Raw genomic sequence first — 20043 nt, 5'->3', positions numbered from 1 at the left:
AAGCACTGGTCAATGCAGGTTGGTAAGTGTGTGTATACGATCTGACCTGACCTGACCAAAGACAATAGCCAGAGACTTAGTATCGGTAGGTATTCACGTGAGTACAATTGCGCCAGAGGTGTCGGTACCCTTAGTGATGCAGGTCCAAACGCCGCGTTGAAATACTTGAAGCTTACTTATGCTTATCTCAACCATGTCATCAAAGCGCTGCCTTATGCGGAAACGCTTGAAGATATTGAAGCATTATTGCCTTGGAATGTTAAAGTGAATGAGGTGCTAGTTACCTCCGAGGTTAATTAGCCACTTACTTTGGAATGAAAATTGCTAAATAGTGGAAAACTACGTGTATTAGAAAAGTATAATGGAAATAATCAGAACTCCCTTTGCAGTTTGCGCTGTTATCGCAGCACCCTCGTATTAATTTTGCTGCTTTCGAGTTTACTTTCTTTCGTAGAATACAAATTTAGTCTCAATTCTGCCTTTATTTAAGCGACTTTTTAGCTCGATTATTATTTGATTTGTTGTATTGTTTTATTAAGAAAATTACTTATCGCATTGCTTGTGCCATTAGGATCAAGATAGGCTTCAAAATTAGACCCTCTTAATTCCACTGCACAAGCAGCAGGTCTCGCCTCTTTTGCTCGCAAATAACCTTGGTATAAGACGTCATCAGGTGCTGACATAAGCAGCATAGGACATTTTAATAATTCAAAAAAACCCTCAAACGGATAGTCCCAAACGCAACCATAAACCATACCTCGAGCTCTCCAAGAGCGCAATGATTGCCAGAATTCATCATGGAACATCTCCAAATTTACACCGGCCCCGTTAGTTTCCAAGTACTCCCATGTGGCTCTTAAATACTGCGCATCCTTGTCAGGTTTGGCAGAGCCTTTAAAATTGTCACGATACCACTGTTTTTCTTCGTTCGTTAACAGGAGAGGTCCGATCATCATTACTGAGCGCACACGTTCTGGTAAAAGCACACCAATTTCTGCGGCCATACCAGCACCAGTATGTTGCCCACATAAGTGAAATTCATCTATTTCTAGGGCATTAATGGCCTCTATGATCGGCAGTGTGAGCTGACTGATGGAGTCGAAATCAGGTGGATCATAACTCTCGCCAAACCCCGGCAAGTCAAAAGCGATAACATGGTGAATATTGCATAATTTTTCCATAGTGCGCTCGAACATTTTTGAAGAACTGGTGTTCTGATGCAAAAAAATTATAGGAATAGCGTCAGTAGGTCCGCCGTAACGAAAATGTATCTGCCCCAATAAGGTATCAACATATGCTTTTTTGATTGTCATAAAATTTTCCTTAGTTAAGTAAGTAAACTATTCCAAACCCAGAGAGCCAGGATTTACTTTTCTTTCTGGGTCTACAGCATCTTTGATTTTATTTAACAAGCTCCACAATGGTGTTCCCCGTCCCTCAAGCGCTTCTTTGTAAGGGTAGTATTTTCCACTTTTCCTGATATTCTTCTTCAAGAAATTCGGCACGAAAGTCACCAATTTTATCAGGCCAGTACATGGATGGCTCGATGAGAAACTCATGAGCTGAAGTACACATAAGATAAGAATACCTGATTTCATGTTTATCCATCCGTTCCTTGTTTTTAGCGTAATACTCTTCGATTTCCAGCGATACCTCTATTGCTTTCGATAAAGGGAACATTCCATGGATCGGAAACCAGCAAGCGCCGTCTGAACCTAAAATGTATTGTCTTACAGGCTGAAACGGCACGGCACGAATAAGAACAGGAATGCTGGGTGTCAATGACTTACCTTGGTATTTTCTGCAAATTTTTCTGGCAATTTTGAGCGATGCTGACGCTCCCTGTTTTGTATTGCTATCGATCGTAAGATGAATTGAGTATTTAACTCGCGCCAAAAATCCTTGTCCCCCGATGCCCACCTTTATGGCATTCCACAATCCAGCTTCCTTAATGATCTGTTTTCCAACTTCTTTTTTCTGGGATGGTGAAACCTCCATCTTGGAAAAGTTCATATTATAATATGGGTCGAAGCCGTAACACTCTCCAGCAATTCGCTGACGAGCTATCTCTTTCTGTGCACCGAGCATATCCTCTAGCTTTTCAAAACCATAAGAAGCAAATCCTGTTGCCTTTGGAAACGGAATTAAGCGAAGCGTCGCAGTAGCTTTGAACCCCATTGATCCGGTATCTGAAGTAAATATGCCGGTTAAATCTGGGCCAAAGTGTCGTGCAAAAGGCACTCCGTTCTGATGAGCTTCAGATCCTGTAACTAGAACGCTGCCGTCCGCCAATATAACATGCAAACCAATGACGCTATCTGCAGCACTGCCGTATAAGCCCGATCCCATAAAAACACTATTTTGCGATAGAGCTCCGCCAACGGTCGAGTATAGTCCGGATAAGGGCCCATAAAATGGAGTTCTGAGGCCCAACTTTTTAAGTGCTTCATAAATTACAGACCAGTTACAGCCGCACTCTACAGTCATATACATATCTTCTTCATTGATTTCAAGAATACGATTCATCCGACGCATATCAATAGTAATCGTGCGTTTGTGAGCAGGGGTGTAACCGAGCGAATAGGACATTCCGGCACCGCGAGGTACACAGTTAAAGCCGCCAGCTATTGCTGTCTTAACAACGGAAACTAATTCTTCACTCGAATTAGGGGCAACTGCCATTTCACATATCTCTACAGAAAGCCAGCTTAGGTCAGTCGAAACTAGCGTGCGGGGCTCCTCATTAATAGAAACATTGCCATTGCCAACAATTTTAAGGAGTGCCTCAATCATCGACTCCACGCTTTCTTTTTTTAAATTAAATTCTGTCATATTCCTTCCCCCCAAGTGTAGACTCTGCTTTGCGGTTAAATAATATTAATATACTGTTAAGTATATTAATATTATTTAACATTTATTTTATACTCTGTTAACATTATCTATACCATACATATTTTATATTGTATAGCGAGTATGTGATGGTTTTTAATTAATTAGTTCTTGAGGTGTTTATGGACAAATTTCAAATTGGAAATATTAGTGTAAGACGAATTGAAGAATGGCAAGGCGATTTTATGAGGCCAGCAGATTTTTTTGTTGGTTATGAAAAAGCGTTATTCGACACATATAGTGATGATTTTCCAGCGGATGTATATGATAAGGAAAGCGGTATGTTTTACGCTTTTTTGCAGAGCTGGCTCATCGAAATAGGTGATAAAAAAATAATTTACGACACAGGTGCAGGAAATAATAAAGAAAGGCCCGGTATACCTGTATTCGGTGGCTTACAAACTGACTTTATAGAGAGGCTTAAAGCGATTGGCATCGAGCCAGAAGACATCGATATTGTTATTTGTTCTCACCTGCACATTGATCATGTTGGCTGGAATACAACACTACAAGAACAACATTGGGTACCCACGTTTCCAAATGCACGATATCTATTTTCAGCTTCTGATATTGAATATTGGGACCCAGCAAACATCAAAAAATTTCCTAATAAAATTGGTGGAGAGGTCAATCAGGGGGTCTTTGAAGATAGTGTGCAGCCTATTATTGATGCCGGAAAGGTTGAGTCGATAACGGGCCGTTTCGAGGTTTTACCAGGAATAGTGCTTGAACCAGCTCCAGGACATACCCCTGGACATATGGTGCTGAAGGTAGAATCGTGTGGTGAACATGCAGTATTCGTAGGTGATATATTGCATCACCTCATTCAAATCTATTGCCCAAACTGGAACAGTATCTTTTGTGAAATGGCAGAGGATGCGCGCAATACGAGGCGAAATGTTCTGTCTTACGCAGCACAAAACAGTGCATTAATTTTTCCTGCACACTTCGGGGGTCAGCACGCAGTTTGGGTGACCGAAAAAGACAACCGTTTTGATATCGCCTATACCAAGCCGATATAATGTTTGATATGACGTTATGGTGTCCCCAGCTGGAATCGAACCAACATCTAAGCCTTAGGAGGGCCTCGTTTTATCCATTAAACTATGGGGACAACTTTAAATTTTAGTGCGCACTTAAAATGACACTTCTTAAGTGGCCCTGCTTGAAATTAAGGTCTGCAGGACGAGCGGTAGTGTGCGCGAAAATAAGAAGTAAAACAACAGTGACTTTTGCTGAAGTTAGCAAATTCAACCTTATTGTCGCGCAACATAGTCATTTGCTTGAATATTCCCCAGTAAACTGCGATCGCGGCTAGTCACCGTTGCTGTTTCGGCAAATACTTGAGTAACCACAAGTGCAGTAGGGTGCAATACAAATTGCTTATACTCTTGACCAAAAGAATCTCTAATTTGTTTTACGTTGAACAGGGTTAATGTATCGCCAGCTTTGACTTTTTGATTTTTGCCTAGGTTTATCTGTAATTGATTATCGGCGACCGCCAAAATTCTGCCCATTGTGGGTTCACAAATGGCAAACTCTTCTAAATCTATTGCTGAGGTTTGCATGCTTTTAAGTATAGCTCTGCCATAACGACTTCGCCAAAATTGGTCTGAATTAACGTCAATTTTACGCGTCATATCAAATTCCCAAGCCTCCGACACACGATATTGTTTAGTCATTAGCTCTTCGCCTGACGCGCCATTCAATAAGGTTAATGTGTAAGCAAAGTTGCGAATAGCTTGTTCACCTTGCCAAAATTTAAATGCATTTGCTCGATTACGTTCAACGCTAATATCATCTATAGTGACGGCAAGTACATATTGTACATCTGTTTTTTGAGCTAATTTAGTGGCTTGAATTTGTTGGTCAGTATTGTGCCAGTTAAGCGTGTAGGGCTCGACTTCACTGAGCGTTAATCCGGTGCTTATTTGCGAAAATATTTCTTGCAATTTTAGTGCTGCCGCAGCGCCTAATTTATGTATTTGTCCATCTGCTGCTTGCGAACCATAGCGAATAGGGAAATAGGTTGTAGCCAATCTTTTTGTATAGTCAGCGGCTGAACATTGAGTCTCTTGTGAAAAAATATCGGCGCGAATAGATACCGTAACATAGCCATCCGAATAGACCTCGTCTATGAGTTCTAGAGTGTTCACTTCTCCGCTTGAGCGAATTTCTAAATGATCATCCAATAACAAACCGTTAGTCATTTGTTGCACACTTCTCACTGATGCGCCTGCAAAAAGTAATGCTTGCTTGATAGCCTCTTCGGTAGCTTGTTGTTTTGCTGCTGTCTTATCACCATTTAAAATGGCAGCTTGACCTGTTGCTGAAAACCACGCCGCACTGGCTGATTGGCCCAACGTTAATGTGGTTAATAATAATGTGTAAGTTATATAGTGTACAAATTTCATTGGGCAATTCACTTTTTGGCTTGTATGGTACTAACTAGTGGCGCGCATCAACAACTCGTGTTTAGCGCGCAGGTGCTTTCTATACATAAAGCTATACAAGTTATGTGCCAGACTATTCAGTTTTCAGTACTGTTAAAAATGGTGCATATTTTGCATTGATCCTGCTATCGACAAACGTTGAGTAAACGCCCTGATTTATGGGGCACTTAACTAGCCGCATAATCAATAAAAATATGGATAGGTAGAAAATGCCAAAGATGAACAAAATACGCATCATTGTAGCTACTGTAGGAGCTATCACTTGTTTAGGCCTATCAGGCTGTAGTTCAATGTTTACTAAACATGTAGAATGGGAAACCATTGAGCCGGCAAGTTATCCTGTGCTAAGCGCCGTAGGATATGCGCCAATTTCAGCACAACTCGGCAGTGATGAGTCTACAAAAACACTAATGGCGATAAAAGCATCAAAATTAGATGCTTATCGAGAACTGGCTGAACAGGTTTTTGGCCAAAAAGTTGACGGTGAACAGGAGTTAGCAAACCTAATTTTAACCAACAACCAATTGAAAAGCTCAGTCGAAGGTGTAATACGCGGTGCAAGAGTGCTAAAAAGTTACCCCGTAGGTGAAGACACCTATGCAACTGAACTTGAGCTGGATATGTCTCGTGTTTTCGATATTTACCTGTCGACAGCAAAACCTAAGAAAATTAGAAAGGTGACCTATTATTAATACATACTAATTATAACAGTATGTGCAGCGCTAAAATTAGTTAACGTTATTAAGCCAGCATCGTTCGCTGGCTTTTTTATGCGTAAAAAATCTTGTTACTTGAATCTAAGCTTTGAAATAGCCGCAATAATATTGAGAAGTGGGCATGGTAGCGGGTAGCGGGCATAAAGGTGAGAAGCGGGCATAGTAGTGAGAAGCGGGCATAGTAGTGAGAAGTGGGCATAGTAGTGAGAAGTGGGCATAGTAGTGAGAAGTGGGCATAGTAGTGAGAAGTGGGCATAGTAGTGAGAAGTGGGCATAGTAGTGAGAAGCGGGCATAGTAGTGAGAAGCGAAAGTCAAAGTCAGGGCGTTAGATGGCTTTCTGATTATGCGATATGGCTATTCGCAGCAATTATTTATTACTGCTATTTACTACTGCTATGCAGTATATCCTTTCGACCCATTATCACCTGTTGTTTTGCCGCTTCGGTCATAAGTCATAGATTCGCGAGCGCGAAGTTCCATCATAAGGTTGCGAAGATGCGTCAGGCGCAATTGGCCTTGCTCAACCGACTTTGCATTTATTTGGGTTAGATATTTACATTCATGAATGATTTTGTTGCAACTGTCCATAGCTGCAAAGGCTTCTTCGATACTTTCACCACTCGCCCTTGCTTTCTCGAATAACGAAGATATCGAGTTATCTTGCTCTTCAATCAAGGTGAGCATTTCTTCTTTGTCTTTCAATAACCCCATCAAAGTTTCGGGCTCTCTTGAGCTGATCAAGTGAAGCTCATTTTCCAACAATGCCTTCAAAGCAGTTAATTGCTCGGTTTGTTTATCAATTGCACTTAATAAACTCGTCATCATTTAGACCCTAAGCTCCATTCCCGAAAATTTGAGATTCCAATTTGGCGATCTTCTGCGCCAATACGTCAGGGTTTATTTTATAATCACCATCAGTGATGGCTTTTTTAAGCTTATCAACTTTTTCTTGATTTACTGGCGCCTCAACGTCCTTTTTCTGCGCCTGTGAAAGCTGTTGTGCAGACGGCGTTAATGACACAGAGTCTTGACGTAACACAGATGACTGTGTAGCGACTTGTGCTGTTTTTGAATCCGCCGATTGACCCTGCATCTGCTGTTGTGCCAGTTTTTGCCCATCAATTTGCGGTTTATTTATATTGTTGTTTATATTATTAATAGTCATAATTTTTTCCAGAACCGATAACACCTCATTAGTGTTATCGACTTCTCATTGTCTAACTTTAGCAAAAAAGTGAAATAAAATCACATTTTCTGCAGCTTTTGCTCAAAATACTACGTCTAATTTTTATTCATAACGCCAAAGCGTCAAAATTTTATCTCTTTTTATTAGATTTGGATACTAACTTCGCTCGTACTAGACACCGTTGCAGATACTATTTTTTTAGATGAGGCGTTCTGCACTCTTATTGTGTCACCTAAGTTTCCGTCTTGTTGCGCAATACCTGATACTTTCAGACTTAAGCCAACAGAAACCGCCATTATCGTCACCTTATCACCTTTACAAACGAAACAAAGCATACCGTCGTTGATAATCTGACCTGGTCTCACTCGGCGCTTAAGTCTTGCTCCTACTAAGTTTTCGGTGCTGCTGTATGTCGACCCTCTGAGTCTATTAGTCGGTATATCGGCAATGTATAGATTTTTTTTAGTTAAAAGTGAGCCTGGACTCATTGTTTCTGATGTAACTACCACCGGTTTTGTTTGTTCTACCTGTACCGACGTAAAAAGATACCAATTTGTATTAGGGCAGGTCACTTTTACCGATACGTTTGATTGTTTAAGACTCGCAGCAGAGGATTCAAATTCAAATGGTGCCTTGCAGGCGGGTATGCGTATTCGACTGTCTACCTCGGCTGCTTGGATATTCACATCAGCACTATTGTCAATAATTGCATTTTGTTCGACATACAGCGCTGCTTGTTGCTGTATACTCTGATGCATAGATGCATTTGCGGCAGTCGCAAATATGATTAAAAAATAGGTCAAGCCAACGCCCAACGCTGTCGATAACGAGTTACTTGTGTTTGTTTGCATTTGTCTTTTACCTGTTTTTCTCTTGTTGGGATGAATAAAATTGCACGGCATAGATTGCACGGCACAGATTGCAATGCACAGATCGCAATGCACAGATTGCAATGCACAGATTGCAATGCACAGAGAGTGTCAAAAGTTCGGCACATTTAACGCTTAAACGTGCTTCTTTAATACGGTATATTAGATAAGGCAACAATCATGCCTAAACTGAAATTGGAGGTAATGAATGTCCAGTATTATGGATTCGGTTAATCAACGAACGCAGTTAGTGGGTCAAAACCGACTGGAACTTCTGTTGTTCAGACTCAATGGTAAACAGCGCTTTGGCATCAACGTATTTAAAGTGCGTGAAGTCTTGCAATGCCCCCCGTTAACGCAAATACCAAGACTTAACGCCTTGGTTCGCGGTATTGCGCACATCCGTGGCCAAACCATCTCTATTATTGATTTGAGCTTGGCAACTGGCGGTCGTAAGATTGAAAATTTGGAAAATGGGTTTATTATCATCGCGGAATATAACCGTTCCGTGCAAGGCTTTTTAGTCGGCTCAGTTGAACGCATTATCAATACTAATTGGGATGCTATTCTGCCACCACCGAAAGGAACGGGGAAAGCAAGCTACTTGACGGCAGTTACCGAAGTGGAAGATGAGCTTATCGAAATTCTTGACGTTGAAAAGATTTTAAATGAGATTTCGCCATTAAAAACTGATATTAGCCAGGACCTAGCGGCCACCTTAGATGTGAAGTCAAGTGCAGGCAAAATTATTTTCATTGCTGATGATTCTTCAGTAGCGAGAAATCAAGTCAAAAAAGCATTAACGGCATTAGGCTTAGAAATTGAAACGGCAAAAAATGGGCAAGAGGCGCTGACTCGGCTTAAAGAGCTCGCCAGTGAAACCGGCGATGTTACTGATAAAGTGGGTATTCTTGTGTCGGATATTGAAATGCCAGTAATGGATGGCTATACACTAACAGCCGAAATTAAAAATAACCCTGAATTAGCTAGATTGCGCGTTGTATTGCATACTTCATTGAGTGGTGTGTTTAATCAGGCAATGGTGAAGAAGGTGGGTGCAGACGATTTTATTGCAAAATTCCATCCAGATGAACTCGCCACTGCTGTTGAAAAATGGTTGGGCTCAGACTCAAAAGAGAAATAACACTGCGTGAATAAACAATTATCTCCGGTTTCTTATGAACGATTCGGTCACTTTTTACATTCAAAAAGTGGCATCGTATTAGGCGCAGCTAAACAGTATTTAGTGAGAAGCAGAATGGTGCCATTGATGCATCGTTTTGCCAGTGCTGACATCGACTCTCTCATTCAAAAAGTCATATCGCAACAAGACCCTGTGTTAACTCAAGCAGCCCTTGAGGCAATGACAACTAATGAAACTCTGTGGTTTAGAGACAAGTACCCTTTTGAAATTCTGTTCAGTAAGTTATTGCCGGAGCTGGCAAAAAAACAAGATAGAATAAGAATTTGGAGTGCGGCAAGTTCCACCGGGCAAGAAGCATATTCTATTGCTATGACGATTGCTGATTTTTTAAGGGTTAATAGAGGCGCTTTTAATCGGGGTATCGACATCATTGGTACTGACTTATCAAGCAAAGTAATAAAAACTGCTAGCGCTGGCACGTATGACACGTTGTCATTGAATCGGGGGTTAACTGACGACGTTAAACGTCGCTACTTTACCTTAAATCCAGATCAGAGCATGACCATAAACGCCGATATTAGACAGTGGGTTTCGTTCCGCCAGTTTAACTTAACCTCAAATTTTTCTACCCTTGGTAAATTTGATATCGTATTCTGCCGCAACGTACTCATTTATTTTGATGCGGAAAGAAAAACGGTAATACTGCAAGATATTTCCGCTTGTTTGCAGTCAGAAGGTACTTTACTACTTGGTGCATCCGAATCGTTAGGTAATGCTAGTAATAAATTTAAAATGATAACCCAGCCTACAGGCCTCTACTACCTTAAGGTCTAGTCTTTACACTTCGCAATAAAACCATTTCTTTTAGTTTCATTCTCTATATTGGCACATGACTTGCTCAACACTTGCAAGTAGGTTTGTAATTGAGCAAAAACACATGGCCATTAGTTTAGACCGATTAGTTGGATTTCATCAAAAAGCATTGTCTGTTCGCAGTGACAGGATGGAAGTGATCTCTGGTAATTTGGCGAACTCAAATACCCCAGGATACAAAGCGCGAGACATCGACTTTAATAAGGCGATGAAAAGTGCTCAGTATGACCAAGGAGGTTTAGTTAAAACTCACGATAAGCACCTTTCAGGTCGCTCACAAATGCAAGCAGAAATTGAATTTAGAGTACCTGATCAGGCGGATACCGGCGATGGCAACACCGTTGATGCTCAGGTCGAAAGAAACAACTTTCTAGAAAATGGTATGCGTTATCAAGCCGGCTTAATGATATTGACTGGCAAGATAAAAGGCATGAAAAAGGCACTAGGCGGAGGTCAAGGCTAATGAGCTTATTTAATATTATGAAGATAGCGAGTACTGGAATGGGCGCAGAAAGTGTCCGTTTGAACACGACGGCAAGTAATATAGCCAACGCGAACTCGGTTAGCAGTAGCTATGAAGAAACATACAAAGCGCGCCACCCAGTATTTGCCGCAGCGTTAGATCAAGCTAGCTCTGATATGACCAAAGGCGCTGGTGTCAAAGTACTCGGGATCGTCGAAAGCACCAAACCCTTGATGGTTGAATATGCTCCAGGCAATCCACTTGCCGACGCGAATGGTTACATATATAAGCCGAACGTAAATATTGTAGAGGAAATGGCAGATATGCTGTCCGCTTCCAAAGGTTATGAAACGAATGTACAAATTGCAGACACAACAAAACGTATCTTTAGACGAGTGTTGCAGTTAGGTCAAGGTCAATAGAGTTAGGTTAACGTTGTTAGTTATAGCGGAGATAATCAAGTGAATACATTAGACAGCAAACAAATTGGTTTAAATACAGACCTCTATTGGAAACCAGAGGCAGTAAAGATAGCGGATGGTACAGAGCAAAGCTTGAAACAAGAAGACTTCTTTGCCTTGCTAACCGAGCAGTTGGCTAATCAAGATCCAACAAAACCGGTTAACAATGACCAACTTGTTGCACAGATGACGTCATTTACAATGGCAGATGGCATTTCGCAGTTGAATACCAAATTTGGTGACTTTGCGGCTTCAATGACATCTAGCCAAGCGTTGCAAGCATCTAGTCTGATTGGGCAAAATGTACTGGTAACCGGCAACATCGGCCATATGTCCGAGCCTGGTCAAGGTGTGACTGGCGTTATTATTAACGAGGAAACATCGCAAGATACTAAAATTGCGATTCAAAATAGCCAAGGTGAAGTGGTACGTACGATGAATATCGGCACACTTGCAGCGGGCAATGTGCAGTTTAATTGGGATGGCACAGACCAAGACGGCAATCCATTGCCGGCAGGTGACTACGCCATTCAAGTTCAAGGCGATGTGCTTGGAGAACCAACATCTTTGCCAACAGCCATAAATCGACATGTTGATAGCGTTAGTCTTACTGGTGCTGGCCAAGGTGTTATTCTTAATTTAGATGGTGACGTTAGCATTAAGCTTGATGACGTTATCCAAATCGGTAATTAACAGGAGTTTTTCCCCATGTCATTTAATATTGCACTCAGTGGTGTCTCGGCCTCTCAAAAAGACTTAGACACAACAGCCAATAATATTGCAAACGTTAATACAGTTGGTTTTAAGGAGTCTCGTGCAGAATTCGGCGACGTTTATGCTGCCTCTTTGTTAGCGTCAGGTAAAACTAAAGTAGGTGACGGTGCTTTGACGCAAGAAGTTGCGCAGCAATTTTCTCAGGGTAGTTTAAGTTTCACCAACAACTCATTAGATTTAGCTATTACGGGCAACGGATTTTTCGCCACTATCCCAGAAATTACATCGCGTGACTTTTCCTTCACTCGCGCCGGTCAATTCAAATTAGACTCGAATAATTTTGTGGTTAACTCTTCTGGTGACAACTTGCTTGGTTTCCCTGTAAACAATGACGGAACATCTGCGTCTGTCGCCTTAAGTACAACGGTGCCTGTGCGCATTCCTGATTCATCGGGGTCACCACAGCAAACAACTGAAGTTGACGTTCGCTTTAACTTACCAGCAGGTGACCAAGCCAAAGTAGCCGCTGACTTTGACCCAACTGATCCATTAACATACAACGCGGCAACGTCGGTGACTATTTATGACTCGCTGGGCGATAGCCATGTTATGACTTACTACTTTATTAAGGACAACGATCCTGCGGTAGTCAACGAATGGTATGTTGCTACTGCAGTTGATGATCAATTGGTAGATGCAACAAACTCGGATGGTTCTGACTCTGACCCTACAACGGCGACAAATGCTGTTGGCGCGAATACGGGTAATGGTGTGTCAGCGGCTAAAATCTCATTTAGTGAAGGCGGTGACTTTATCGGTATTGAATCTGCGGATGGTTTAGCACAATTAAATTCTAAGTTTCAAACTGAAGCCTTAGGCGCAAACATCCTGAGCAACGGTTCTTCGCCGCTGCAACAGATTACGATCGATTTTAACCTCGATCGAAACAATGCAACACCCAATGAACCAACACAATTTGCGTCTGCATTTGAAGTAACGTCACTTGAGCAAGATGGTTTGCCAGTAGGGCGACTGACCGGCATCGATATTGGTGCTGATGGTTTAGTTCGTGCCACTTTCTCCAACGGAACATCAGAGCCTATTGTGCGTGTGGCACTGGTGCGCTTTTCAAATGAACAAGGCTTAACTCAACAAAGTGGAACGCAATGGAAAGAAAGTATTCTTTCTGGTGAAGCCCTAGCAGGTGAAGCAACAACGGGCACATTTGGTGACATTAACTCGTCGGCACTCGAACAAGCCAACGTTAACTTAACCACAGAACTGATTGACATGATCATCGCTCAGCGTAACTTCCAAGCCAACTCAAGAGCGCTTGAAGTCAACAACCAGCTCAACCAGACAATACTGAATATTCGATAAGCGCTAAACAAAACACCCAGCCGACATTACAGTCGGCTTTTTTGTGCGTGCGCGCAGCACGAGGCGCTTGGCTTGTGCATGTCGAGTTATTTTACAACTTTTAAGGTGAATTAGTGTTACATCAGACGGTACCTACACAGGCAGTTTTGGCTCAGGACTTATGTGGTCAGGCAAAGGAACATTTACATTTTCGAAAACGGCACCCTTAATTGATGTCCCGGTCCCGGCTACGATGTTCTTGTTCGCACCGGCACTACCAGGTCTATTCGCTTTACGTCGCAAAGCCCAAATAAACCTGTAATAAGTCACAAAAAAACCTTGGCATTGTCCTTGCAAACAAATTTGTATTCACATCTATTTACGTCAAAAAAGAGTCGAATACAATGGATAAAATGCTCTATATCGCTGCCAGTGGTGCCAAGCAAGACCTGCTAGCTACCGCGGTGCGCGCCAACAATTTGGCTAATGCCCAAACGAATGGCTTTAAAGCGCAGTTAGAACAAGCGCGAGCCATGCCTGCATACGGCGCTGGTTTGCCGTCTCGTGTGTTTAGCATGACCGAAAGCCCGACTAATAACTACGAAAGTGGACCGCTAATTACGACGGGTCGAGAACTTGACGTTGCCATCCAAGGCGAAGGTTGGTTTTCAGTGCAAACACCTAAGGGTGAAGAAGCTTATACGCGCAGTGGTAGTTTGACAATGACTGTCGATGGCGCGCTTCAAGACTCCAAAGGCAATTTGATTATGGGCGAAAACGGCCCCCTGTTTTTGCCGACGCCCGTGAGCAATATTACGGTCGGTAACGATGGTCGTATTACCGCTCGATTGCAAGGCGCGCCTGAAAATCAGATAGATGAAGTAGGGCGACTTAAACTCGTCAACCCGCCTATTGAAACAATGAAACAGCGCACAGACGGTTTGTTTGACCTTAAGGACGGCGGTATTGCGCCGCAAGATATTAGAGTGGGTGTGGGTTCTGGCATGGTCGAGGGCTCAAACGTAAATGCGGTAGAAGAGATGGTTAGTATGATCAGTTTGCAACGTCATTACGAAATGCAAGTCAAGTTGATGAAGAAAGCAGATCAAATGGTCACTAGCTCTAACACCTTACTCAGAATTCTTTAATAAATTAGTCAATAGGCGAAATATTTTTCGCGGAGATTTTTATGCACCCAGCACTATGGATAGCAAAGACAGGTTTAGATGCAGCACAAACTGATGTGTCTGTGGTTTCGAACAATTTGGCAAACGCCAGTACAATAGGCTTTAAGAAAGACCGTGCGGTTTTTGAAAGTTTGCTTTATCAAAACATTAATCAACCGGGCGGTCGCTCGTCAGCGGATACCGAATTACCTTCGGGTCTAATGTTAGGCGCAGGTTCAAAAGTAGTGGCTACCCAAAAAGCACATACTCAAGGTAATTTGCTGACCACCGAAAATGCATTGGACCTGTCTATTCAGGGTCGTGGTTTTTTTGAAATTCAACAACCTGACGGTAGCTTGGCTTATACACGTAATGGTCAATTTACCTTAAATGATCAGGGTAATATTGTGACGCCTGGTGCCGGTTTCGTGCTACAGCCTGTTATCACGCTTCCACAAGATGCACAGCAAGTGACTATTTCACAAGACGGTGAAGTGTCAGCGCAACTGCGGGGGCAAGCAACGCCACAAGTCTTAGGTCAGTTAAATCTTGCCGACTTTATCAACCCAGTGGGTTTGCAGCCCATCGGTCAAAACCTATATGTTGAAACCGCAGTTTCTGGGGCCCCTGTGCAAGGTGTACCTGGCTTAGAAGGGCTGGGTACATTGTCTCAAGGCACACTTGAAACCTCCAATGTGAATGTGACTGAAGAGCTTGTGAATCTAATTGAAAGCCAACGTTTGTATGAGATGAACTCAAAAGTTATTTCGTCAGTTGACCAAATGCTTGGTCAAGTCATACAGCAACTTTAGGAATATATTCATGAGATTATTTTCATCAATCGCACTCTGTATTACTGCCATTGTCAGCCTCACGGGTTGTGAGTCAACGGCGGTTAAACCGGTTACCGCGAATGACCCATATTATGCGCCGGCAGTGCCGACCATGACGCGAGATGAAATAGTTGAAGATGGCAGCTTATTCAATAAAGCCATGGCAAGTAGTTTGTATTCAGACGTCAAAGCGCGTCGTGTTGGCGACATTATTACCGTGCGATTAAGTGAAAACACCAATGCCTCAAAGTCAGCTGGAACAACCTCGAGTAAAGAATCGACGGTTGATATAAACCCGATTATTGGTTTAGGTGGCAACGTCATCAACATAGGTAAAGATAGTATCCAATTGGGCGTCGATTCTAGCAGTGACTTTTCAGGTGACGCACAAGCGAATCAGAGCAACAGTCTCACGGGTAATATTTCGGTGACAGTGGTTGAAGTGCTACCTAATCAAAATTTGATTATTCGTGGCGAAAAGTGGTTAACCCTTAATAACGGTGACGAATATATTCGCCTCACTGGTGTTATTCGCGCTGCTGATATATCGCCTACTAACCAAATTCAGTCAACCAAAATTGCTAATGCTCGCATTCAATATAGCGCCAAAGGCTCATTCTCTCAGTCTCAAGAAAAAGGCTGGTTAACTAAATTTTTCTCTTCAACGTGGTGGCCACTCTAGGATTTTATAATGAAGTTATTGTCTGTTTTTGTATCTGTTACAGTCATGCTAAGCCTGTTGTTGACGCCATTTAAATTGCAGGCGCAACGCATTAAAGATCTGGCGACCATTCAAGGCGTTCGCGCTAACCAATTGGTTGGCTATGGCTTAGTTGTTGGTCTTCCAGGAACGGGCGAAACGAGCCCTTTTACTGAGCAAAGTTTTAGAACCATGTTAGCTAATTTCGGTATTTCACTTGATGCGAATGTGAAACCCAAAATTAAGAACGTAGCGGCGGTAGTCGTGCATGCAACCTTGCCAGCATTCACAAAACCAGGGCAAACGATCGATGTGACCGTGTCCTCAGTTGGTGAAGCGTCGAGTTTGAATGGAGGCACTTTATTACGCACCTTTTTACGCGGCTTAGATGGCGAAATTTACTCCGTAGCTCAAGGCAGTTTGGTGGTCAGTGGGTTTGGAGCACAAGGTAATGATGGCTCAAGAATAGTGTCCAATACACCTACCGTAGGTCGTATAGCTAATGGTGCGATTGTGGAAAGAGCAATTCCCTCTGGCTTGATGCAAAATGATTACTTAACGCTTAATTTAAACACACCAGATTTCAGCACAGCTCAAGCATTAGCCGACGTTATTAATAGCCGCTTAGGTGCGGACGCATCAAGCGGCACAGCTATCGCGAAGCCAATGGATGCGGCATCTGTAAAAGTCATGGCTCCGCGTGACCGCAGTCAGCGAGTTGGTTTTTTAGCCACAATTGAAAATTTTGAGTTTCAACCGGCAGCTGCGCCAGCAAGAGTGGTTATTAACAGCCGAACAGGCACCATAGTTATTGGTCAAGACGTAAGGCTTTTGCCTGCTGCGATTACGCATGGCGGTCTGACGGTGACTATTTCTGAAAACATACAAGTCATTCAGCCCAATGCACTGGCAACTGGCAATACGGTCATTATCCCGCGATCTATCGTTGACGTGCAACTTGATGATAGTCGCATGTTTTTGTTTGACCCCGGCGTGAGTTTGGAAGAATTGGTGCGCGCAGTTAACGAAATTGGTGCTGCACCAGGTGACTTAATGGCAATACTTGAAGCGCTCCGACAAGCGGGTGCGTTACAAGGTGAATTGGTGATCATCTAATGGACTTAAGCTCTGTAACCAAGACTAAATTAGAGATGTCGCGCAACTATCATGATATGGGTAGTGTTAACAAATTGCGAGAAGCAGCTCAATCCGGCGATGAAGGCGCTTTGGAAGAGGCTGCCAAGCAGTTTGAGGCGATATTCGTACAAATGATGTTGAAGTCTATGCGTAAAGCACAAGATGCGCTGGCAGATAAAGACAGCCCTTTTAGCACGGAACAAGTTAAATTTTATCGTGAAATGCATGATAAACAAATCGCAACGGACTTAAGTGCGAATGGCAGCATAGGGCTTGCAGAAGTGATTATGCAACAGATGAATCCGGGTAACGGGGTTATGCCGGCAGGCGTGGTTCGCGCAGACGGCGATTTATCGGTACTCAATAGGCACAATGTTGCCGCAATTCAAAATGCACAAAACAGAGTCATGGGAAATAACAACGACAATGTCTCCCAAGGCGCATTCAAATCTGCTGCATTTGCCTCTCCAAAAGAATTTGTAGACGCCTTATATCCGCACGCGATTGAAGCAGCCAAAGCGCTCAATTTGGATCCTAAGGCGATGATTGCACAAGCAGCGGTTGAAACCGGATGGGGTAAAAGCCTGATCCATAAAAATGACGGTGAAAACAGTCACAACTTGTTTGGTATTAAAGCGGATAAACGTTGGGACGGAGAAAAAGCCACGGTTGATACCTTGGAGTTCGTTAACAACGTACCAGAAAAACAGCAGGCATCGTTTAGAAGCTATGGCTCGTTTACACACTCTATGGAGGATTATGTAGACTTTATTAAGTCAAACCCTCGTTACGAACAAGCGATCCAAAAAACCGAATCACCCAAAGACTATTTTAACGCTTTGCAGGAAGCGGGCTATGCAACCGATCCGCACTATGCTGAAAAAGTTATGGCGGTTCTCGATGGTAATATGTTGGGTGAGTTAATACCATGATCAAAACAGCAGACTTATTTTCAATAGCTAAAACGGGGGTTAATGCAAGTAGTCGCTTGCTAAACACAACCAGTAATAATATTGCCAATATCAATACCGAAGGCTATGTTCGCGAGCGCACGGAATTTAAAACCATGTCGACTGGCGGTGTTGATCAAGGCTTTACCGATCGCGTATTGAGCCAGTTTGCCATGAATCAGTTGCGCCGAGACACTACCAGTGTGGGCGAAGCTCAGGCGTTTTTTGAGGGTGCACGAAGTCTCGATAACGCATTAGCGAGTGAAGCCAACTCGATTTCGGGGGCGATCACGCGATTTTTCGCGTCAATTCAAACTGCAGCAGATGATCCGACCAATATAACCTCTCGCAGTTCTGTGTTAGGCCAAGCACAAGGTTTAGTTAATCGGGTTAATACCCTTGGTGATTTTATCTCGGTAAAAGAGAGTGAAGTTGAGCAGCAAATTAAAGACAGCGTGAACACATCAAATGCTTTAATTAAACAAATTGGTAACTTAAACAAAGCGATTCAAATTGTGGGTAACTCGAGTGATGTTGATACGCCATCAGCACTAATGAACGAGAGAGACTTAGCGATCCGTAAATTAGCTGAATATATGTCAGTTGAAACACGTCCAAGCCCAAATAGTGATTTAGGTCTAGTCGTAAATTTAACTTCTGGGGAATCGTTAGTATTAGCCGACGGCACATTTAACGTACTAGCAATTGGCGGCGAGCCTGATTTTACCAATTCCCAACTGAGATTGTCGACAAACTACGCACCACCAAAAAACAACACTACCTTGAATGTTCAAGAACAGAAACTAGGTGGCGCCTTAGGTGGCTTGTTTAGATATCGCGAAGAAATTTTAGAGCCTGCACAACGTGATTTAGGGAAACTGTCAGTTGCGTTAGCAGACTCGTTTAATGCCCAAAATCGACAAGGCATGGATCTTGATCAGCAATTGGGCGGTGATATTTTCAAAATCCCTGAATTTAGAGGTATTAATTACCCCGATAATGCTGATTTAAGTTTGGGTATTAAAGGGCGCTTCACGCCCGGTGCCGGTGGAGAAATAACAAATACTGACTATCGAGTTGAAGTGTTGAGCAGTCCATCCGGCTCACCACCAACATTCGATTTACAAGTGTCGGCATTAAATTCCGATGGCACGGCTCAGCTCGATGAAAGCGGTAATCCAATTATACAAACAACCACCGTTACAGCTGAGCAGGGAACTTATAATAAAATTATGGGTGGTATTGAAATTGAACTTTCTAGCGGCGCAGGTTACGCAGTCGGCGATGAATTTTTGTTTCAACCGTTGCGAACGGCAGCAAATGATCTACAACTTACCACCACGAGAGGTGAAGATTTAGCTTTCGCCAAGCCGCTGAGAGTTGACACTAATGCAGGTAATTTAGGTGATGCCACCATTCGTGCTGTCACGGTTAGCAATACCAATATTGATAATACATTGTCCAATTCGCAAGCGTCTGGGTTTAATGGTTCGGGCAATATCCAAAGTGCATCAGAATTACCTACAAGCGTTGGCGCTCCAGCCTCTGTTTTGTTTACCAGTGCTTCAGAATTTCAAGTACTAGATAACGCAGTGCCACCGAATATCATTTCTACGGTGACTGGGGTAACTGATTTAAATAATTTATTGCAGCAAGCAAAAGACAATGGCGCGGCGCCACCTTGGCCTGCCGACTTTGCTGCGCTGGATGATTATCCAGGCTACGATTTTAGCTTGGAAGGCATTCCCAAAGCGGGTGATTCTTTTGACATTAGTTTTAATACTAACGGCATAGCTGATAACAGAAATGCCGTTGATCTTGCGGGTTTACAACAAGAAGATGCCGTACGACAAAGCATTGGTAGTAGTGGTAACAAGGCCACGTTTAATGAAGCATATGCCAACATTGTTGGCAGTATTGGTGCGTTAACTGCCAATGGACAAATTGAATTAGAGGCATCCAAAATCTTAAAAACACAGTCTTCAGATTGGTTTGAATCTACTTCTGGGGTGAGCTTAGATGAAGAGGCTGCGAATCTTATTCAATTTCAACAATCATATGCAGCAGCAGCCAGAATATTGAGTACAGCACAAGAGTTGTTCGACACCATATTGAATGCAGTAAGGTAA

The 20043-nt window shown here is 42.8% G+C and carries 21 protein-coding genes and 1 tRNA gene; 15 read left to right on the top strand and 7 right to left on the bottom strand.

Annotated features, from left to right (window positions below; genetic code table 11):
• Positions 1-156: 156 nt before the first annotated feature.
• Positions 157-300 (top strand): transposase domain-containing protein, encoded by a 144-nt coding sequence (locus G399_RS0108865; protein WP_006008536.1) that lies wholly within the window; start codon positions 157-159, stop codon positions 298-300.
• Between the two features lie 209 nt (positions 301-509).
• On the opposite strand, the gene G399_RS0108860 is transcribed toward G399_RS0108865, so the two are convergent.
• Complete coding sequence (locus G399_RS0108860) at positions 510-1313, bottom strand: alpha/beta fold hydrolase (protein WP_006008535.1); 804 nt, start codon at positions 1311-1313, stop codon at positions 510-512.
• 124 nt (positions 1314-1437) lie between these two features.
• Entirely contained in the window at positions 1438-2832 is a 1395-nt protein-coding gene (locus G399_RS20425; protein ID WP_051288518.1) for an FAD-binding oxidoreductase, read from the bottom strand.
• Positions 2833-3011: 179 nt separating this feature from the next.
• On the opposite strand from G399_RS20425, the gene G399_RS0108850 reads away from it, so the two are divergent.
• The gene (locus G399_RS0108850; RefSeq protein WP_026843599.1) at positions 3012-3911 is read left to right on the top strand and encodes an MBL fold metallo-hydrolase; all 900 of its coding nucleotides are present in this window, start codon (positions 3012-3014) and stop codon (positions 3909-3911) included.
• Positions 3912-3928: 17 nt separating this feature from the next.
• Here G399_RS0108850 and G399_RS0108845 read toward each other — a convergent pair.
• Positions 3929-4003, bottom strand: a tRNA-Arg gene (locus G399_RS0108845).
• Between the two features lie 142 nt (positions 4004-4145).
• Positions 4146-5303 carry a flagellar assembly protein FlgT gene (locus tag G399_RS0108840; RefSeq protein WP_006008532.1) on the bottom strand — a complete coding sequence of 386 codons (1158 nt, stop codon included), beginning with the start codon at positions 5301-5303 and terminating at the stop codon, positions 4146-4148.
• A gap of 248 nt (positions 5304-5551) precedes the next feature.
• Between G399_RS0108840 and G399_RS0108835 the strand changes: the two genes are divergently transcribed.
• Positions 5552-6034 (top strand): LPP20 family lipoprotein, encoded by a 483-nt coding sequence (locus tag G399_RS0108835; RefSeq protein ID WP_006008530.1) that lies wholly within the window; start codon positions 5552-5554, stop codon positions 6032-6034.
• A gap of 418 nt (positions 6035-6452) precedes the next feature.
• Here the strand turns inward: G399_RS0108835 and G399_RS0108830 are convergent, their stop codons facing one another.
• The 3 genes from G399_RS0108830 to flgA all read right to left on the bottom strand — a co-directional run bounded on the left by G399_RS0108830 (position 6453) and on the right by flgA (position 8096).
• Entirely contained in the window at positions 6453-6884 is a 432-nt protein-coding gene (locus tag G399_RS0108830) for a flagella synthesis protein FlgN (protein WP_006008529.1), read from the bottom strand.
• A 7-nt stretch (positions 6885-6891) separates the two neighbouring features.
• Positions 6892-7224: a flagellar biosynthesis anti-sigma factor FlgM gene (flgM, locus tag G399_RS0108825; protein ID WP_006008528.1), complete on the bottom strand. Its 333-nt coding sequence runs from the start codon at positions 7222-7224 to the stop codon at positions 6892-6894.
• A 164-nt stretch (positions 7225-7388) separates the two neighbouring features.
• Positions 7389-8096 (bottom strand): flagellar basal body P-ring formation chaperone FlgA, encoded by a 708-nt coding sequence (gene flgA, locus G399_RS0108820; RefSeq protein WP_006008527.1) that lies wholly within the window; start codon positions 8094-8096, stop codon positions 7389-7391.
• Positions 8097-8322: 226 nt separating this feature from the next.
• Here flgA and G399_RS0108815 point away from each other — a divergent pair, with 226 nt between their 5' ends.
• The 12 genes from G399_RS0108815 to flgK all read left to right on the top strand — a co-directional run bounded on the left by G399_RS0108815 (position 8323) and on the right by flgK (position 20043).
• Positions 8323-9258, top strand: a complete 936-nt coding sequence (locus tag G399_RS0108815) for a chemotaxis protein CheV (protein ID WP_006008526.1) — start codon at positions 8323-8325, stop codon at positions 9256-9258.
• Between the two features lie 6 nt (positions 9259-9264).
• Positions 9265-10092 (top strand): CheR family methyltransferase, encoded by an 828-nt coding sequence (locus G399_RS0108810; protein WP_006008525.1) that lies wholly within the window; start codon positions 9265-9267, stop codon positions 10090-10092.
• Positions 10093-10195: 103 nt separating this feature from the next.
• A complete protein-coding gene (gene flgB / locus G399_RS0108805) occupies positions 10196-10594 on the top strand; it encodes a flagellar basal body rod protein FlgB (protein ID WP_006008524.1) in 399 nt (132 codons plus the stop codon).
• The gene (gene flgC / locus G399_RS0108800; RefSeq protein WP_026843596.1) at positions 10594-11016 is read left to right on the top strand and encodes a flagellar basal body rod protein FlgC; all 423 of its coding nucleotides are present in this window, start codon (positions 10594-10596) and stop codon (positions 11014-11016) included. Before flgB ends, flgC begins: the two co-directional genes overlap by 1 nt.
• 39 nt (positions 11017-11055) lie before the next feature.
• A complete protein-coding gene (locus G399_RS0108795) occupies positions 11056-11748 on the top strand; it encodes a flagellar hook assembly protein FlgD (protein ID WP_006008522.1) in 693 nt (230 codons plus the stop codon).
• Positions 11749-11763: 15 nt separating this feature from the next.
• Positions 11764-13149 (top strand): flagellar hook protein FlgE, encoded by a 1386-nt coding sequence (gene flgE / locus G399_RS0108790; protein WP_006008521.1) that lies wholly within the window; start codon positions 11764-11766, stop codon positions 13147-13149.
• Between the two features lie 383 nt (positions 13150-13532).
• The gene (gene flgF, locus G399_RS0108780) at positions 13533-14276 is read left to right on the top strand and encodes a flagellar basal-body rod protein FlgF (protein ID WP_006008519.1); all 744 of its coding nucleotides are present in this window, start codon (positions 13533-13535) and stop codon (positions 14274-14276) included.
• Between the two features lie 41 nt (positions 14277-14317).
• The gene (flgG, locus tag G399_RS0108775) at positions 14318-15106 is read left to right on the top strand and encodes a flagellar basal-body rod protein FlgG (RefSeq protein WP_006008518.1); all 789 of its coding nucleotides are present in this window, start codon (positions 14318-14320) and stop codon (positions 15104-15106) included.
• Between the two features lie 10 nt (positions 15107-15116).
• Positions 15117-15809: a flagellar basal body L-ring protein FlgH gene (gene flgH, locus G399_RS0108770; RefSeq protein WP_006008517.1), complete on the top strand. Its 693-nt coding sequence runs from the start codon at positions 15117-15119 to the stop codon at positions 15807-15809.
• A gap of 45 nt (positions 15810-15854) precedes the next feature.
• Entirely contained in the window at positions 15855-16943 is a 1089-nt protein-coding gene (locus G399_RS0108765; RefSeq protein ID WP_425304076.1) for a flagellar basal body P-ring protein FlgI, read from the top strand.
• Positions 16943-17896, top strand: a complete 954-nt coding sequence (flgJ, locus tag G399_RS0108760) for a flagellar assembly peptidoglycan hydrolase FlgJ (RefSeq protein WP_006008515.1) — start codon at positions 16943-16945, stop codon at positions 17894-17896. Before G399_RS0108765 ends, flgJ begins: the two co-directional genes overlap by 1 nt.
• A complete protein-coding gene (gene flgK / locus G399_RS0108755; protein ID WP_006008514.1) occupies positions 17893-20043 on the top strand; it encodes a flagellar hook-associated protein FlgK in 2151 nt (716 codons plus the stop codon). Before flgJ ends, flgK begins: the two co-directional genes overlap by 4 nt.

This window comes from Brumicola pallidula DSM 14239 = ACAM 615, assembly GCF_000428905.1.
Lineage (GTDB): Bacteria > Pseudomonadota > Gammaproteobacteria > Enterobacterales > Alteromonadaceae > Glaciecola > Glaciecola pallidula.
Note: the sequence above shows the minus strand (reverse complement) of the source record. Positions and strands in the feature narration are given on the sequence as shown.

Bases quoted from the DNA above. Each gene is read 5' to 3' on its own strand.
- flgF (WP_006008519.1), top strand. From the start codon at position 13,533: ATGGATAAAATGCTCTATATCGCTGCCAGTGGTGCCAAGCAAGACCTG.
- flgM (WP_006008528.1), bottom strand. From the start codon at position 7,224: ATGACTATTAATAATATAAACAACAATATAAATAAACCGCAAATTGAT.
- G399_RS20425 (WP_051288518.1), bottom strand. From the start codon at position 2,832: ATGACAGAATTTAATTTAAAAAAAGAAAGCGTGGAGTCGATGATTGAG.
- flgA (WP_006008527.1), bottom strand. From the start codon at position 8,096: ATGCAAACAAACACAAGTAACTCGTTATCGACAGCGTTGGGCGTTGGC.
- G399_RS0108830 (WP_006008529.1), bottom strand. From the start codon at position 6,884: ATGATGACGAGTTTATTAAGTGCAATTGATAAACAAACCGAGCAATTA.
- G399_RS0108850 (WP_026843599.1), top strand. From the start codon at position 3,012: ATGGACAAATTTCAAATTGGAAATATTAGTGTAAGACGAATTGAAGAA.
- flgG (WP_006008518.1), top strand. From the start codon at position 14,318: ATGCACCCAGCACTATGGATAGCAAAGACAGGTTTAGATGCAGCACAA.
- flgE (WP_006008521.1), top strand. From the start codon at position 11,764: ATGTCATTTAATATTGCACTCAGTGGTGTCTCGGCCTCTCAAAAAGAC.
- G399_RS0108840 (WP_006008532.1), bottom strand. From the start codon at position 5,303: ATGAAATTTGTACACTATATAACTTACACATTATTATTAACCACATTA.
- flgH (WP_006008517.1), top strand. From the start codon at position 15,117: ATGAGATTATTTTCATCAATCGCACTCTGTATTACTGCCATTGTCAGC.
- G399_RS0108860 (WP_006008535.1), bottom strand. From the start codon at position 1,313: ATGACAATCAAAAAAGCATATGTTGATACCTTATTGGGGCAGATACAT.
- G399_RS0108765 (WP_425304076.1), top strand. From the start codon at position 15,855: ATGCTAAGCCTGTTGTTGACGCCATTTAAATTGCAGGCGCAACGCATT.
- flgJ (WP_006008515.1), top strand. From the start codon at position 16,943: ATGGACTTAAGCTCTGTAACCAAGACTAAATTAGAGATGTCGCGCAAC.
- flgB (WP_006008524.1), top strand. From the start codon at position 10,196: ATGGCCATTAGTTTAGACCGATTAGTTGGATTTCATCAAAAAGCATTG.
- flgK (WP_006008514.1), top strand. From the start codon at position 17,893: ATGATCAAAACAGCAGACTTATTTTCAATAGCTAAAACGGGGGTTAAT.
- flgC (WP_026843596.1), top strand. From the start codon at position 10,594: ATGAGCTTATTTAATATTATGAAGATAGCGAGTACTGGAATGGGCGCA.
- G399_RS0108815 (WP_006008526.1), top strand. From the start codon at position 8,323: ATGTCCAGTATTATGGATTCGGTTAATCAACGAACGCAGTTAGTGGGT.
- G399_RS0108835 (WP_006008530.1), top strand. From the start codon at position 5,552: ATGCCAAAGATGAACAAAATACGCATCATTGTAGCTACTGTAGGAGCT.